Source organism: Bradyrhizobium sp. 164 (genome assembly GCF_023073715.1).
In the GTDB taxonomy this organism is placed as follows: domain Bacteria; phylum Pseudomonadota; class Alphaproteobacteria; order Rhizobiales; family Xanthobacteraceae; genus Bradyrhizobium.
The window spans coordinates 53,073-68,210 of the sequence record NZ_JADPKA010000014.1 but is presented as its reverse complement, the minus strand read 5'-3'; the positions used below and the strand labels follow the sequence as shown (position 1 = coordinate 68,210).

At 64.5% G+C, this 15,138-nt stretch carries 12 protein-coding genes; 7 read left to right on the top strand and 5 right to left on the bottom strand.

The window, feature by feature from the left end; genetic code table 11:
• Positions 1-182: 182 nt before the first annotated feature.
• A complete protein-coding gene (ccmA, locus tag IVB01_RS05165) occupies positions 183-785 on the bottom strand; it encodes a heme ABC exporter ATP-binding protein CcmA (RefSeq protein ID WP_247281255.1) in 603 nt (200 codons plus the stop codon).
• A 240-nt stretch (positions 786-1,025) separates the two neighbouring features.
• Between ccmA and acnA the strand changes: the two genes are divergently transcribed.
• The 3 genes from acnA to IVB01_RS05150 all read left to right on the top strand — a co-directional run bounded on the left by acnA (position 1,026) and on the right by IVB01_RS05150 (position 5,724).
• Positions 1,026-3,746: an aconitate hydratase AcnA gene (gene acnA / locus IVB01_RS05160; protein WP_247281254.1), complete on the top strand. Its 2,721-nt coding sequence runs from the start codon at positions 1,026-1,028 to the stop codon at positions 3,744-3,746.
• A 232-nt stretch (positions 3,747-3,978) separates the two neighbouring features.
• A complete protein-coding gene (locus IVB01_RS05155) occupies positions 3,979-4,755 on the top strand; it encodes a DUF1223 domain-containing protein (RefSeq protein WP_247281253.1) in 777 nt (258 codons plus the stop codon).
• Between the two features lie 597 nt (positions 4,756-5,352).
• Positions 5,353-5,724, top strand: coding sequence for a DUF2794 domain-containing protein (locus IVB01_RS05150; RefSeq protein ID WP_247281252.1), 372 nt, complete (start codon positions 5,353-5,355; stop codon positions 5,722-5,724).
• Between the two features lie 25 nt (positions 5,725-5,749).
• Here the strand turns inward: IVB01_RS05150 and IVB01_RS05145 are convergent, their stop codons facing one another.
• From IVB01_RS05145 to IVB01_RS05130, 4 genes are all read right to left on the bottom strand, one after another.
• Positions 5,750-6,280, bottom strand: a complete 531-nt coding sequence (locus IVB01_RS05145; RefSeq protein WP_247281251.1) for a GNAT family N-acetyltransferase — start codon at positions 6,278-6,280, stop codon at positions 5,750-5,752.
• Between the two features lie 330 nt (positions 6,281-6,610).
• A complete protein-coding gene (locus IVB01_RS05140) occupies positions 6,611-7,402 on the bottom strand; it encodes a Bax inhibitor-1/YccA family protein (protein ID WP_247281250.1) in 792 nt (263 codons plus the stop codon).
• Between the two features lie 269 nt (positions 7,403-7,671).
• Positions 7,672-10,242 (bottom strand): FtsX-like permease family protein, encoded by a 2,571-nt coding sequence (locus tag IVB01_RS05135; RefSeq protein ID WP_247281249.1) that lies wholly within the window; start codon positions 10,240-10,242, stop codon positions 7,672-7,674.
• Positions 10,239-10,961: an ABC transporter ATP-binding protein gene (locus tag IVB01_RS05130; RefSeq protein ID WP_247281248.1), complete on the bottom strand. Its 723-nt coding sequence runs from the start codon at positions 10,959-10,961 to the stop codon at positions 10,239-10,241. Before IVB01_RS05130 ends, IVB01_RS05135 begins: the two co-directional genes overlap by 4 nt.
• Before the next feature lie 55 nt (positions 10,962-11,016).
• On the opposite strand from IVB01_RS05130, the gene IVB01_RS05125 reads away from it, so the two are divergent.
• From IVB01_RS05125 to mdh, 4 genes are all read left to right on the top strand, one after another.
• Complete coding sequence (locus tag IVB01_RS05125; protein ID WP_247281247.1) at positions 11,017-11,652, top strand: arylesterase; 636 nt, start codon at positions 11,017-11,019, stop codon at positions 11,650-11,652.
• A 174-nt stretch (positions 11,653-11,826) separates the two neighbouring features.
• Positions 11,827-12,363 carry an RNA 2',3'-cyclic phosphodiesterase gene (gene thpR / locus IVB01_RS05120; protein ID WP_091893084.1) on the top strand — a complete coding sequence of 179 codons (537 nt, stop codon included), beginning with the start codon at positions 11,827-11,829 and terminating at the stop codon, positions 12,361-12,363.
• Between the two features lie 171 nt (positions 12,364-12,534).
• On the top strand, positions 12,535-13,719 hold the full coding sequence (gene zapE, locus IVB01_RS05115; protein WP_247281246.1) for a cell division protein ZapE: 1,185 nt from the start codon (positions 12,535-12,537) through the stop codon (positions 13,717-13,719).
• A 249-nt stretch (positions 13,720-13,968) separates the two neighbouring features.
• The gene (mdh, locus tag IVB01_RS05110) at positions 13,969-14,937 is read left to right on the top strand and encodes a malate dehydrogenase (protein WP_247281245.1); all 969 of its coding nucleotides are present in this window, start codon (positions 13,969-13,971) and stop codon (positions 14,935-14,937) included.
• Positions 14,938-15,138 lie beyond the last annotated feature (201 nt).

Genomic DNA, 15,138 nt, shown 5'->3' with positions numbered 1-15,138 from the left:
GAAGAGCCCCGGGCGGGATGCTCGTCGGAAGCGAACTGCGGGCAACAGAGCGCTCGCCACTTCAACGCTAGAACCGAAAGGCCGCGCCGTGTGGCACCCCCCTCCCGGACCCTCCCCCACAAGGGGGGAGGGAATGGAGAGAGCCGTGCCCAGCCGCTCGGAAAGCTGAGGGTCGGGTCCGATCACGCCATACCCCCGATCCGCAGCTCGCGCGAGTCGATCCCCAGCGGGGCGTGGGTGGCGGCGATGATGAGGCCGCCGCTTGCCAAGTGCTCTCGCATCAATCCGGAAAACATGTTCTGACCGCCGGCATCCAGCGCCGTGGTCGGCTCGTCCAGCAGCCAGACCGGGCGGCGCACCGTCAGCAGCCGGGCCAATGACAACCGGCGGCGCTGGCCCGCGGAGAGGAAGGCGGCCGGCAGGTGGGTGGCGTGGTCGAGGCCGACCTTGGTGAGGCTCTCGGCGGCATCGCAGCGCTCGCCGCCGAGAAAATCAGCCCAGAATGCCAGATTTTCCGTCACACTCAGCGCCGGCTTCAGTGCATCGCGATCGCCGAGATAATGGCACTGCTCCGGCAGCGTCAGCTCGCCATCGCCCCCGTCCAGCGCGATCGTCCCGCCGGCCGGAATGAGCAGGCCGGCGATCAGCCGCAGCAGCGAAGTCTTGCCCGATCCGTTGCGGCCGACGACCGCCAGGGCTTCGCCCGAGGCGGCCGCAAAATCGAGGCTGGCGAACACCTCGCGTCCGCCCCGCACGCATCTGAGTCCGCTGCCGGAAAGCCGCATCTCGCTTCGTTTCAACCCGCTCAAAGCCGGGCCTCAGGAAATCTTGGGGTAGCGCATGGGAATTTTTGGCTCGCGAATTGCTGCGGCACGATTGTGGCTGTGGCGGCGCGGTTAGAAAGCTTCTATAAGCCCGGAACTACTTGATGCAGCAACTCAACCTGCCCCTGCAAGCGGCCCAGCCTGATACGCTGACGGTGTTAAAATACCCTGCCGGGTATAACTAGCAATTGGGATTCCTACATGACCTCGCTCGACAGCTTCAAATGCAAAAAGACCCTCAAGGTCGGCGCCAAGACCTATGTCTATTACAGCCTGCCCACGGCCGAGAAGAATGGTCTGAAGGGAATTTCGAAACTTCCCTATTCGATGAAGGTCCTGCTCGAGAACCTGCTGCGCAACGAGGACGGCCGCTCGGTCAAGAAAGAAGACATCGTCGCCGTCTCGAAATGGCTGCGCAAGAAGTCGCTGGAGCATGAGATCGCATTCCGCCCGGCGCGCGTCCTGATGCAGGACTTCACCGGCGTGCCCGCGGTGGTCGACCTCGCCGCGATGCGCAACGCGATGCAGAAGCTCGGCGGCGAGCCGGAGAAGATCAATCCGCTGGTCCCCGTCGATCTCGTCATCGACCATTCCGTGATCGTGAACTTCTTCGGCGACAACAAGGCTTTCGGCAAGAACGTCACCGAGGAATACAAGCAGAATCAGGAGCGCTATGAGTTCCTGAAGTGGGGCCAGAAGGCGTTCTCGAACTTCTCCGTCGTGCCGCCCGGCACCGGCATCTGCCACCAGGTCAATCTGGAATATCTGGCCCAGACGGTCTGGACCAAGAAGGAAAAGATGACGGTCGGCAAGAAGACCGGCACCTTCGAGGTCGCTTATCCCGACTCGCTGGTCGGCACCGATTCCCACACCACCATGGTCAACGGCCTGGCCGTGCTCGGCTGGGGCGTCGGCGGCATCGAGGCGGAAGCCTGCATGCTCGGCCAGCCGCTGTCGATGCTGCTGCCCAACGTCGTCGGCTTCAAGCTGAAGGGCGCGCTGAAGGAGGGCGTCACCGCGACCGACCTTGTGCTGACCGTGACGCAGATGCTGCGCAAGCTCGGCGTCGTCGGCAAGTTCGTCGAGTTCTTCGGCCCCGGTCTCGACCATCTCTCCGTCGCCGACAAGGCGACCATCGCCAACATGGCCCCTGAGTATGGCGCGACCTGCGGCTTCTTCCCGGTCGACGCCGCCGCGCTCGACTATCTCAAGACCTCCGGCCGGGCCTCGGCGCGCGTTGCGCTGGTGCAGGCCTATGCGAAGGCGCAAGGGCTCTTCCGCACCGCCAAATCGCCCGACCCGCTGTTCACGGAAACGCTGACGCTCGACCTCGGCGACGTCGTGCCGTCGCTGGCCGGCCCGAAGCGCCCCGAAGGCCGCATTGCGCTGCCCACGGTCGCGGAAGGCTTTTCGCTCGCGCTCAGCAGCGAGTACAAGAAGGCCGAGGAGCCTGCGAAGCGCTTCCCCGTCGAAGGCAAGAATTTCGATCTCGGCCATGGCGACGTCGTGATCGCCGCGATCACCTCGTGCACCAACACCTCGAATCCGAGCGTCCTGATCGGGGCCGGCCTGCTCGCACGCAATGCGGCAGCGAAGGGCCTCAAGGCGAAGCCGTGGGTGAAGACCTCGCTTGCCCCGGGCAGCCAGGTAGTCGCGGAATATCTCGCCAATTCCGGCCTTCAGGCCGACCTCGACAAGGTCGGCTTCAACCTGGTCGGCTTCGGCTGCACCACCTGCATCGGCAATTCCGGTCCGCTGCCGGAGGAGATCTCGAAGTCGATCAACGACAACGGCATCGTCGCGGCCGCCGTGCTCTCCGGCAACCGCAATTTCGAGGGCCGCGTCTCGCCGGACGTGCAGGCGAACTATCTGGCCTCGCCGCCGCTGGTCGTCGCCTACGCGCTCGCGGGCAGCGTGACCAAGAACCTCGCCACCGAGCCGCTCGGCGAAGGCAAGGACGGCAAGGCGGTGTACCTGAAGGACATCTGGCCGACGACGAAAGAAATCAACGCCTTCATGAAGAGGTTCGTGACCGCGTCGATCTTCAAGAAGAAGTATGCCGACGTGTTCAAGGGCGACACCAACTGGCGCAAGATCAAGACGGTCGAGAGCGAGACCTATCGCTGGAACATGAGCTCGACCTACGTGCAGAACCCGCCATATTTCGACGGCATGAAGAAGGAGCCGGAGCCGGTCACCGACATCGTCGAGGCGCGCATCCTCGCCATGTTCGGCCACAAGATCACCACCGACCACATCTCGCCGGCCGGCTCGATCAAGCTCACCTCGCCCGCGGGCAAATATCTCAGCGAGCACCAGGTGCGCCCTGCCGACTTCAACCAGTACGGCACGCGCCGCGGCAACCACGAAGTCATGATGCGCGGCACCTTCGCCAACATTCGCATCAAGAACTTCATGCTGAAGGGCGCCGACGGCAACATTCCGGAAGGCGGTCTGACCAAGCACTGGCCCGACGGCGAGCAGATGTCGATCTACGACGCCGCGATGAAGTACCAGGAAGAGAAGGTGCCGCTGGTGGTGTTCGCCGGCGCCGAATATGGCAACGGCTCCTCGCGCGACTGGGCCGCAAAGGGCACGCGCCTGCTCGGCGTTCGCGCGGTGATTTGCCAGAGCTTCGAGCGCATCCACCGCTCGAACTTGGTCGGCATGGGCGTGCTGCCGCTGACCTTCGAGGAGGGCACCTCGTGGCAGTCGCTGGGTCTCAAGGGCGACGAGAAGGTCACGCTGCGCGGCCTCGTCGGCGACCTCAAGCCGCGCCAGAAGCTGACCGCCGAGATCGTCTCCGGCGACGGTTCATTGCAGCGCGTTTCGCTGCTTTGCCGCATCGATACGCTGGACGAGCTCGACTACTACCGCAACGGCGGCATTCTGCACTACGTGCTGCGCAAGCTCGCGGCCTAAGCGCGGATTTGTGAACGATGGCTCACTGCGAAGTGAGTAGAAGCCTGAACGAAGGCGGCCTATCAAAAGGCCGCCTTCGCGCGTTTGCGGCACGTTTCGGATGGGCCCGGCCGGTGGAAAACCTCCTCCTGGACGGTTGCCTGGAAGGACGAATGTGCCGCGCCCCGTAAGACTACGGTGACCATCAGGCGATAAGATTCCCTCTCACAAGCAATGGTGTGCGGCGTTCGACATGACAACAATGACGGCTTCTCATCCGGTTTCACGTTGGTCCAGTGCCCTCTGGTCGGGTGCTCTCGGCATCTGTGCGATCGTCGCCGTCATCCGCCCCGCCGAGGCTGATCCCCGCGCCGTTGTCGAATTGTTTACCTCGCAGGGTTGCTCGTCCTGTCCGCCCGCCGACAAGATCATCGGCGATCTGTCCAAAGATCCCTCGGTCATCGCGTTGAGCATGCCGATCGACTATTGGGACTATCTCGGCTGGAAGGACACGCTGGCGGATTCACGCTTCTCTGCACGGCAGCGTGCCTACTCGCGCGTGCGCGGCGACCGTGAGGTCTACACGCCGCAGGTCGTCGTCAATGGCTCGACCCATGTCATCGGCAGCGATCGGACCGGCATCGAGAATGCAATCGGTAAGACCGACAAGGGCACGGGAGTGATGAGCGTGCCGGTGACGATGTCGCTTGCGGGCAAGCAGATCAACGTCTCGGTGGCCGGGAGCAACGAGCCCACGGTCTCGCATGGCGAGGTCTGGATCTGCTCGATCGCCAAGTCGGTGCCCATCACGATCACCCGCGGCGAAAATCGCGGACAGCAGGTCACCTATCACAACGTCGTACGCAACCTGCTGAAGGTCGGCGACTGGACCGGCCGTCCGGAAAGCTGGACGGTGCCGATCGAGAATCTCACGCGCGATGGCGTCGACGGCGCGGTGGTCTATGTCCAGGATGGCAGCCGAGAGAAGCCGGGCCCGATGCTGGGCGCGGCGTACACGTCGCTGCACTGATTTCTTGGCGTCGTACTCTGCTTTCAATCCTCATGGTGAGGAGCGCGCCCTTGCGCGCGTCTCGAACCATGAAAGGCCCCCCGCTGATGCAATGGGCCTCCATCCTTCGAGACGCCGCGCAAGAGCGCGGCCTTCAGGATGAGGAGAGACAGCTTTTGTGCGGATCATAGAGTGCGAATCAGAGACAAGTTCGCAGGACCAGGAACATCCCGATCCAAACAAAAAAGGACCAACTTGCGTTGGCCCTCCTTGCCGTGCGTACAGACCCGATCCTGTCGACCCCGGGGGGCTGGGGGCTGAGGAATCCGGAACCGAAGGACCGGGTCAACGCACGTAAGTCTTTTCGCAATGCAGGGCGGCAGTCGCTAGGCGGAAAAGCGGCGATACTATGATTCCTGCTAACGATGCCGTGACGGTTTGCCGCGACAGAGTTCCACCGCTGCGTGTGTTCGGATCCGCAACCGATTCCATTGGTTGAGCAAGGGAGCCCCTTGCGGCGCGGTACGGTTGGCGCGATCATGCAATTGTCATGAGCGCAGTTCCCGGGACGGTCTTCGGGGATGCGGGGTCATGTCGCGCGATCAGGAGGCGCTTCCCATGAGTCTGATGTCGGAGGATGCCGCTCCGAGCGAGCAGCGCGCGGCGACGCGCCCCGCCGCTGCGACGCCGCTGCCGAACCGGGTGACGTTCAACCGCCTCGAACTGCACCGGATTCTCAATCTCTATGGCCGCATGGTCGCCGACGGCGAGTGGCGCGACTACGCCATCGACTTCCTGAAGGACCGCGCCGTGTTCTCGGTCTATCGCCGCGCCTCGGAAGTGCCGATCTATCGCATCGAGAAGGACCCGCGGCTCGCGCGCAAGCAGGGCATGTACAGCGTGATCTCGGCGACCGGCCTGATCCTGCGCCGCGGTCACGAGCTCGAGCGCGTGCTGCTGGTGATCGATCGCAAGCTGGCGGTGGTGTAGGCGGCGTCGGGTGGGCGCAACGCGCCTACTTCCCCGGCACCGTGCTTGCACCCTCGCCGAGGGCGCGCTGCATCATCACCGTATCGAGCCAGCGGCCGAATTTCAGCCCGACATTGGGATGCGTGCCGATCATCTTGAAGCCGCTCTTGGCGTGAACGCCGATCGAGCCGGCATTGGCGGAATCGCCGATCACCGCGATCATCTGCCGAAAGCCGCGCGCCTCGCATTCGGTGATCAGCCGCTCCAGCAGCAGAGAGCCGACACCGCGGCGGTGGAACGAGGGATCGAGATAGATCGAATTCTCCACCGTGAAGCGGTAGGCCGGCCGCGGCCGGTAGGCACCGGCATAGGCATAGCCGGCGACGCGACGATCAAGGATCGCCACGAAATAGGGATAGCCGCCGTCGATCAGTGCGCGATAGCGGCGCGTCATCTCGGCAACATCGGGCGGCTCCAACTCGAACGTCGCGGTGCCCTCGCGGACGGCCTGCTGGTAAATGGCGGTGATGGCGGGAAGATCGGCCTCGAGCGCGGGCCTGATTTCGGGTGCGGACATGGCGGCAAGATTAGAGCCTTCCCGCGGCCGCTGGAAGAGGGCAGGGCTGCTTCCCAGCCGTCATTGCAGGCGCAGCAGCCTCGATCTTCTCCGCTGTCATGCCCCGCCTAGTGCGCAATTGCGCACGGGGGCGGGGCATCCAGTACGCCGCGGCTCCTCGGCTTATCACGAACGTCTCTGGATACTGGATCGCCCGCCGGAGCCCGTCATCGGGCCCGCCAAAGGCGAGACCCGGTGGCGGGCGACGACACCGGGTATGTGACGACATCTGCCCCAAACAAAAACCCCGGCCTTTCGGCCGGGGCTGATGTCGTTCTCTCAGCCTATCGCTTAATCGCGCTGGCCGAGGAGCTGCAACAGCAGCGTGAACAGGTTGATGAAGTTCAGGTACAGCGATAGCGCGCCGGTGATGGCCGCACGCTCTGCGATGTCACCGCCGGCCGAGGCGTAGCCGTAGATGTAGTCGTTCTTCAGCCGCTGGGTATCCCAGGCGGTGAGGCCCGCAAACACCAGCACGCCGACCACCGACACGATGAACTGCAGCATCGAGCTCGCCAGGAACAGGTTGACCAGGCTCGCGATGACGATGCCGATCAGGCCCATGAACAGGAACGAGCCCATGCCAGTCAGGTCACGCTTGGTGGTGTAGCCGTAGAGGCTCAGCGCACCGAAGGTGGCTGCGGTGATGAAGAACACCCGCACGATCGAGGTGTGCGTGAACACCAGGAAGATCGACGACAGCGAGATGCCCATCAGCGCCGAGAAAACCCAGAACAGGATCTGGGCAGTCGAGGGTGCCAGACGGTTGATGCCCGCCGAGATCACGAACACCATCGCGAGCGGCGCCAGCATGAACAGCCACTTCAGGGGGCTCACGAACATCGCGTAGCCGAACGGCGTCAGGAACAGCTTGCCGACGCGGACGGCTTCCGGCGTCGGGACATCCGTCACGGCGGCCATGTAGACGCCGAGCGCCGCCAGGCCCGTGATGGCCAGGCCAATGCTCATGTAATTGTAGATGCGCAGCATATAGGCGCGCAGGCCGGCATCGACCGTCGCGGCGTCAACACGCCCGGCGGCCCTGCCGAAAGGAGAAGCGTAGTTACGGTCTAGGTCCGACATGGTCGAATTCCCGTTGGTTGGTCCGGTCCGGCACGAGGGTCGCCATGCCGCCGGTTCGTCAGTTCTATCTCGGATACCGATGCCAGCCGACTAAATTCTGGCTCACAATCGGGGCTCCGAACCCACTCGATATGTGGGAAACTAACACATTCACCGCAACCGTCCACGCGCGGCCGAATGTCGCCCTCGGCCACAATCCTGACGGGAGGACGTGGTTAACCGCAGGAATCGTGCGATTCCGCTCCCGCGCGGTCAGCCGCTACCTTTTGTCACAAATTCCGCAACACCGTCGCGGGCTTTTTGTTCAATGCCAGCAACGTGCCGGCGAGCCCGAGCCCGACCGTGACGACGAGCGCGGCCGCGACCACGCCGGCCGCGCTGCCGGCCTGCCAGACGAAACTCAGCGTCATCAGCCGCGTCACGATCATCCAGGCCGCGATGCTGCCGGCGATCACGCCGAACAAGGCGGTGGCGAGCCCGATCAGGAGGTATTCGAGTGCATAGGCGCCGAGCAGCCGCAGCCGCGTCGCGCCCAGCGTCTTCAGGATCACCGCATCATAGACCCGGTGGCGATGACCAGCGGCGAGCGCCCCGCCGAGCACCAGGATCGCCGAGATCAGGGTCACGGCGCTGGCGCCGCGGATCGCCAGCGCCAGGTTGGTCACCACCGAGCCGACCGTCTCCATCACCTCGCGCACGCGCACGCTGGTCACCATCGGATAGGCATCCGCCACCTGCTTGATGATCTGGCCGTCGCCCGCAGCATTGCCGTCGGCTTCAGTCAACGTTGCGATATGGGTATGCGGCGCGCCCTTGAAGGCGTTGGGCGAGAACACAAGGACGAAGTTGATACCGAGGCCCTGCCAGTCGATGGTGCGCAGATTGCCGATTTTAGCCGGGATGTCGCGGCCGAGCACGTTGACCACGACCTCGTCGCCAAGCTTGAGGCCGAGACCGTCAGCAATCTTCTTTTCCATCGAGACCAGCGGCGGGCCGGAATAGTCGGCGCTCCACCATTCGCCCTCGACCACCTTGGAACCCTTCGGCAGCTCGCCGGTGTAGGTCAGGCCACGGTCGCTCTGCAGCACCCATTCGGAATCGGTGGAGGGCTTGAGCTCCTCGGCGCGCAACCCGCGCGCGCCGACGATGCGGCCGCGCAGCATCGGCACGTCCTCGACCTTGGCGCCGGGAGCGATCTGGCGCAGATAACCGTCGAACTGCTCGGCTTGCGCGCTCGGGATGTCGATGAAGAAGAACGATGGCGCCTGATCGGGGAGCGCGGCCAGAAACTGCCGACGCAAATTGCCGTCGATCTGGGTGATGGTGACAAGCACGGCGAGCCCGAGCCCCAGCGACAGCACGACGGACGGCGTCAGCGCGCCCGGCCGGTGGATGTTGGCGATGGCGAGCCGCAGCATCGGCAGCTGCGTTCGCGGCAGCCGCCGAGCGATGGCCATCAGCAAGGCGGCGATGCCGCGCAGCAGGGCGAACACGACGATGGAGGACGCCACGAACACCGCGGCGATGCGCTTGTCGAATGAGAGACCGATCACGACGGCAACGAGCAGGACGATCACAACGCCCATGAACACGAGGTAGCCCAGGCGCGGCCGGTGCCATTCGGAGCTGATGGTGTCGCGGAACAGCGCGGCCACGGGCACGTCGTGGACGCGGCCGAGCGGCCAGAGGCCGAAGGCCAGCGCGGTGAGCAGGCCATAGATGAAGGACAACGCGAGCTCGTCGGCATGCACGGCCGGCACGACCGGCAGCGGCAACAGCTTGCCGAACAGGCCGACGATGGCGAAGGGCATCGCGGCGCCGAGCGCAAGGCCGATCGCCGAGCCGATCGCAGCGAGCAGGATCACCTGCGCGAGATAGATGCCGAACACGTCGCGGCCCGTGGCGCCGACGGCTTTGAAGGCCGCGATCACCTCGAGCTTCCGGTCGATATGACTCTTCACGGCATTGGCAACCCCGACGCCGCCGACCAGCAGCGCGGCGAGCCCGACCAGCGTTAGGAATTGGGTGAAACGATTGATGTTGCGCTCGAGCTGCGGCGAGGCGTTGGAGCGGCTGCGGATCTCCCAGCCGGCCTGCGGCGCGGCATTGCGCGCATCGGTGATGAAAGTCTCGGTGGCGCGTTCGTTGTTGGCGGCGTCAGGCAGCTTCACCCGGTAGACCCAGCGAACCAGGCTGCCCGGCTGGATCAGGCCGGTGGCGTGCAGGCCCGCCTCGCTGATCAGGAAGCGCGGGCCGAAGCCGATGCCGCCGGCGAGCTTGTCCGGTTCGGCCTCGACGGTGCTGCGGATCTCGAACGTCGCCGAGCCGATGGTGACGCGGTCGCCGGTCTTGAGCGACAGCCGCGCCAGCAGCGTCGGATCGGCGGCAGCGCCGAACGCGCCGTCGCGCATCGCCAGCAGCTCGGACATCGGCAGCGGCGGCGCAAGTTTCAGCTGGCCGAGCATCGGATAGCTGTCGTCGACCGCCTTCATCTCGACCAGCGCCAGCTTGCCGTCCGTCGAGCGCGCCATGCCGCGCAAGGTCGCGGCGGTCGACACGGTGCCGCGCGAGCGCAGGAAGGCGACTTCTTCCGGCTTGGCCTCGCGCTGGAACAGCACGAACGAAACGTCGCCGCCGAGCAGGGTGCGGCCTTCGCGGGCAAGACCGTCGGAGAGGCTCGCCGAGACCGAGCCGACGCCGGCGATCGCCATCACGCCGAGCGCGATGCAGGCGATGAAGACGTAGAAGCCGCGCAGGCCGCCGCGCAATTCGCGCAATGCGTAGCGCAGCGAGAGCGCGACGCCATTAGGCCTCGCCAACGGTTCGGCAGCCGTGCTCATGCCGGCGCAGTCTGGGTGTCGATGCGCCCGGAGCGCAGGCGGATCACGCGATCGCAGCGGTGCGCGAGCGAGGAATCGTGCGTGACCAGCACCAGCGTCATGCCGCGCTCGGCATGCTTGCTGAACAGGAGATCGACGATCTGCTGTCCGGTGGCCTCATCCAGATTGCCGGTCGGCTCGTCGGCGACGAGGATGGCGGGATCGGGCGCCAGCGCGCGCGCGAGCGCAACGCGCTGCTGCTCGCCGCCGGAAAGCTGCGTCGGATAATGATGCAATCGATCGCCGAGCCCGACCGATTGCAGCTCCTGCGCCGCACGCCTGGCGGCGTCCGGATTGCCGGCGAGCTCGAGCGGCACCGCAACGTTCTCCAGCGCCGTCATGGTCGGGATCAGATGGAAGGATTGGAAGACGATGCCGACCTGGCGGCCGCGGAAGCGGGCCAGCGCGTCCTCGTCGAGGGCATTGAAAGGCGTACCATTGACCACCACCTCTCCGCTATCAGGACGCTCCAGCCCGGCCATCACCATCAGCAGCGTGGATTTGCCCGAGCCTGACGGGCCGATCAGGCCGATCGTTTCGCTGCGGCCCACACGCAGGCTGATATCCTTGAGGATGTGAACGCGTGCCGCACCCGTGCCCAATGAGAGATTGACGTTGGAGATGGCGATGGTGTCCGGCGCGGTGCCGGCGAGCGAAGAGGTTTCGATGCGAGTGTCCATGGTCCGGTCATATGGCAACTCCGCTGGCGCGGTCGAGAGGCGTTACGGATTGTTCATGCACATAGCCGTGTTGATGCTCGCTTTGATGACGGTCGTCACGACGGCTTCGGCCGGGGGGCAGAAGCCGATCAAGCTCGTCGTGCTGGGCGATTCCTTGAGCGCTGGTCTCGGCCTGCCGGCCCAGGAGGCATTCCCGACGAAACTCCAAAAAGCCTTGCAAGCCAAAGGCATAACGGTCGACATGGTCAATGCCGGGGTGTCCGGCGACACCTCCTCCGGCGGCCGCGATCGGCTGGACTGGTCGGTGCCTGAAGGAACCGAGGGCGTCATCGTCGAACTCGGCGCCAACGACGCGTTGCGGGGCATCGATCCCGATTTGACGCGCGCCGCGCTCAGCGACATCATCCAGCGGCTCAAGGGACGCAAGATCGCGGTGATGCTGTGCGGCATGCTGGCGCCGCCGAATTACGGCGCAGATTATGCCGCGCGCTTCAATTCGATTTATCCGGATCTGGCGAAGAAATTCGACGTGCCGCTCTATCCGTTCTTTCTCGACGCCGTCGCCGCCGACGCCAAGCTCAACCAAGCCGACGGCATCCATCCGACCGCGGGCGGCGTCGACATCATCGTCGACAGGATCATGCCTACGGTGGAGGCATTCATTGGCACGATCGCTGAGCAACGGCGTTGAAAAGCAGGCAATGCTAACCGTAATTCCCAGGGTTTTACCGGGGTGAGGTTGGCCAAGCTTCGCAGAGTCACACAACTGCGATAGGAATCAGGGTACCGGTGATTCGTCGCCGGCTCTAATTTGGATACCGTCCTTGCCTTGAGGGCTGTACCCAAGCATCGGGAGTGCGAAACGATGCCGCGTTTGTTCACGGGTCTGGAAATTCCGGCCGAGATCGGCCAGTCGCTTTCCAACTTGAGGGGCGGCCTTCCCGGCGCCCGCTGGATCGATCCCGAAAATTATCACGTCACCTTGCGCTTCATCGGCGATATCGACGGTGTCTCCGCCAACGAGATCGCCTCGATGCTGTTTCGCGTCGACCGCAAGCCGTTCGAGGTGAAGGTGCAGGGCCTCACGAGTTTTGGCGGCCGCAAACCGCGGGCAGTCGTTGCGACGATCGCGCCGAGCAAGCCGCTGATGGAATTGCAGGCCGAGCTCGAACGGATGATGCAGCGGATCGGTCTCGACCCTGAAGGCCGCAAGTTCATCCCGCATGTCACGCTGGCCCGGCTGCACGACGCCTCCGATCGCGACGTTGCCGACTATCTCTCGCTGCGCGGCTACTTCCCGAGCAAGGCGTTCATGGCGGAGCGTTTTGTTCTCTTCTCATCCCGCGCCTCCACCGGCGGCGGCCCGTATGTCGTCGAGGACGCCTACGAGCTGTGTGCGTAGGTCGCTCTTGTGCCCCGGCCGTAGAGCCGGGGCCCCGCGCTCCGCGTTGAACGAAATTTGGCGATGAACGAAACAGTGGGTCCCGGCCCAGCGCGTCCGGGACACGAATCCGCATACCCCGTCCACCAATTCACGGCTTGCAATTTCCGTCCTTCTCTGGCGGAAAGGGCCATGCTCTCGACCCCCAGTTCCTCATTCCGCGAAGCCTATCAAGCCCAGATCGCCTCCGGGGCGATCGAGCCTGATGCCGCGCAGGCCGAAATCGCCGAAGCCTATGCAGCGCTCGACCAGCGGCTCGCGGCTTACAAGCCCGCGCGCAAGCAGGGTCTGCTCAGCCGCCTGTTCAGCAGCGACAAGGACGAGGCGCCGCGCGGACTCTACATCCATGGCGAGGTCGGCCGCGGCAAGACCATGCTGATGGACCTGTTCTTTCAGCATTCCTCGGTCGAGCACAAGCGCCGCGCGCATTTCCACGAGTTCATGGCGGAGGCGCATGAGCGCATCTACGATTATCGCCAGAGCATCGCGCGCGGCGAGATCGCCGACGGCGACGTCATCGCGCTAACCGCGAGTGCGATCTTCGAGGAGAGCTGGCTGCTCTGCTTCGACGAATTCCACGTCACCGACATCGCCGACGCGATGATCCTCGGCCGTCTGTTCGCAAAATTGTTCGAGCTCGGCACCGTCGTGGTCGCGACCTCGAACGTCGCGCCCGACGATCTCTACAAGGGCGGCCTGAACCGGTCGCTGTTCCTGCCCTTCATCAAGCAGATCACCGATCACATGGACGTTGCGCGGCTCGACGCGCGCACCGATTTCCGCCTGGAGAAGCTTCAGGGCGTGCCGATGTGGCTGACACCGGCAGATGCCGATGCGGATGCCGCGCTCGACCGCGCCTGGTCGAAGATGAGCGGCGGCGCCAGATGCAAGCCGCGCGACATCTCAATCAAGGGACGCATCCTGCACGTACCATGCTCGGCCCATGGCATCGCGCGATTCTCGTTCGCCGATCTCTGCGAGAAGCCGCTTGGGGCATCGGACTACCTCAGGCTCGCGCAGGACTATCACACCATCCTGGTCGACCATATTCCAGTGATGGACGTCTCTCAGCGCAACGCCGCCAAGCGCTTCATCACGCTGATCGACACGCTCTATGACAATGCGGTGAAGCTGATGGCCTCGGCCGATGCCAACCCGATCGCGCTGTACCTTGCGACCGAAGGCAACGAGGCCAACGAGTTCAACCGGACCGCGTCACGCCTGATCGAGATGAGCTCGGAATCCTATCTGGCGTTGCCTCACGGCCGCAAAGATTCCACCGCCAGCGGCTCGACCAAGGGTCTGGTAGAGACTTAAGTCCTATTTCTATCCTCCGGTCATTCCGGGGCGCGCGCCAGCGCGAACCCGGAATCTCGCGCTACAATTTCGAGATTCCGGGTTCGCCCGCGCAATGGCGCAGGCGCCCCGGAATGACGGCTTAGAGGCTGCTGGCCGGAATCGCGGCAAGCTCGACAATTGGGCATCCACCGACTTGAACGGGGGAGGCGAAAGGGATAACCACCCGTCTCAGTTTTCCCTCCTTACGTGTCTAAAGGACAGGCTCACATGGCGCGCGACAAGATTGCTTTGATTGGCTCCGGTCAGATCGGCGGAACGCTGGCTCACCTCATCGGCCTGAAAGAACTGGGCGACGTCGTGATGTTCGACATCGCCGAGGGTGTGCCGCAGGGCAAGGCGCTCGACATTGCGCAGTCCTCCCCGGTCGACGGTTTTGACGCGCATTATGCCGGTGCGAACTCCTACGAGGCGCTCGACAACGCAAAGGTCTGCATCGTCACCGCCGGCGTGCCGCGCAAGCCCGGCATGAGCCGCGACGACCTCCTCTCCATCAACCTCAAGGTCATGGAGCAGGTCGGCGCCGGCATCAAGAAGTACGCCCCCGACGCCTTCGTCATCTGCATCACCAACCCGCTCGACGCGATGGTCTGGGCACTGCAGAAGGCCTCGGGCTTGCCGCACAAGAAGGTCGTCGGCATGGCCGGCGTGCTGGATTCGGCACGCTTCCGCTACTTCCTGGCCGATGAGTTCAACGTCTCCGTCGAGGACGTCACCGCCTTCGTGCTCGGCGGCCATGGCGACACCATGGTGCCGCTGGTGAAGTACTCCACCGTCGCCGGCATCCCGCTGCCCGACCTCGTCAAGATGGGCTGGACCTCGCAGGCGCGTCTCGACGAGATCGTCGACCGCACCCGCAACGGCGGCGCCGAGATCGTCAATCTGCTCAAGACCGGCTCGGCCTTCTACGCCCCGGCGGCGTCCGCGATCGCCATGGCCGAGAGCTATCTGAAGGACAAGAAGCGTGTGCTGCCCTGCGCCGCCTACCTGAACGGCGAGTACAGCGTGAAGGATATGTATGTCGGCGTGCCCGTCGTGATCGGCTCCAAGGGCGTCGAGCGCGTGGTCGAGATCGAACTCGCCGGCAAGGACCGCGAGGCCTTCGACAAGTCGGTCGGCGCGGTGCAGGGCCTCGTCGCCGCCTGCAAGAAGATCGCCCCCGATCTTCTCGGCCGCTAAGCGCCAGCAATTCCCGCCGAAGTCCGAAAACCGGTCTTCGGCGGTTCCGTTTCCGGGGCCCGCGCATCGTGCCGGGCTTTCCGGTTCGGCAGTCCAGAGATCTCGAAGTCAAAGAATCCGGGTTGCAGTTCCTGTGGTATATGGTATGCCAGCCACAAGACTGAGGTGGGCCCTTGAGGTCACCGCCCGCGGGTTCAGGGA

Coding starts and splice junctions, on each gene's coding strand:
- IVB01_RS05125 (WP_247281247.1), top strand. CDS start 11,017: ATGCACATAGCCGTGTTGATGCTCGCTTTGATGACGGTCGTCACGACG.
- IVB01_RS05140 (WP_247281250.1), bottom strand. CDS start 7,402: ATGTCGGACCTAGACCGTAACTACGCTTCTCCTTTCGGCAGGGCCGCC.
- mdh (WP_247281245.1), top strand. CDS start 13,969: ATGGCGCGCGACAAGATTGCTTTGATTGGCTCCGGTCAGATCGGCGGA.
- IVB01_RS05145 (WP_247281251.1), bottom strand. CDS start 6,280: ATGTCCGCACCCGAAATCAGGCCCGCGCTCGAGGCCGATCTTCCCGCC.
- IVB01_RS05150 (WP_247281252.1), top strand. CDS start 5,353: ATGAGTCTGATGTCGGAGGATGCCGCTCCGAGCGAGCAGCGCGCGGCG.
- IVB01_RS05155 (WP_247281253.1), top strand. CDS start 3,979: ATGACAACAATGACGGCTTCTCATCCGGTTTCACGTTGGTCCAGTGCC.
- IVB01_RS05130 (WP_247281248.1), bottom strand. CDS start 10,961: ATGGACACTCGCATCGAAACCTCTTCGCTCGCCGGCACCGCGCCGGAC.
- ccmA (WP_247281255.1), bottom strand. CDS start 785: ATGCGGCTTTCCGGCAGCGGACTCAGATGCGTGCGGGGCGGACGCGAG.
- acnA (WP_247281254.1), top strand. CDS start 1,026: ATGACCTCGCTCGACAGCTTCAAATGCAAAAAGACCCTCAAGGTCGGC.
- zapE (WP_247281246.1), top strand. CDS start 12,535: ATGCTCTCGACCCCCAGTTCCTCATTCCGCGAAGCCTATCAAGCCCAG.
- thpR (WP_091893084.1), top strand. CDS start 11,827: ATGCCGCGTTTGTTCACGGGTCTGGAAATTCCGGCCGAGATCGGCCAG.
- IVB01_RS05135 (WP_247281249.1), bottom strand. CDS start 10,242: ATGAGCACGGCTGCCGAACCGTTGGCGAGGCCTAATGGCGTCGCGCTC.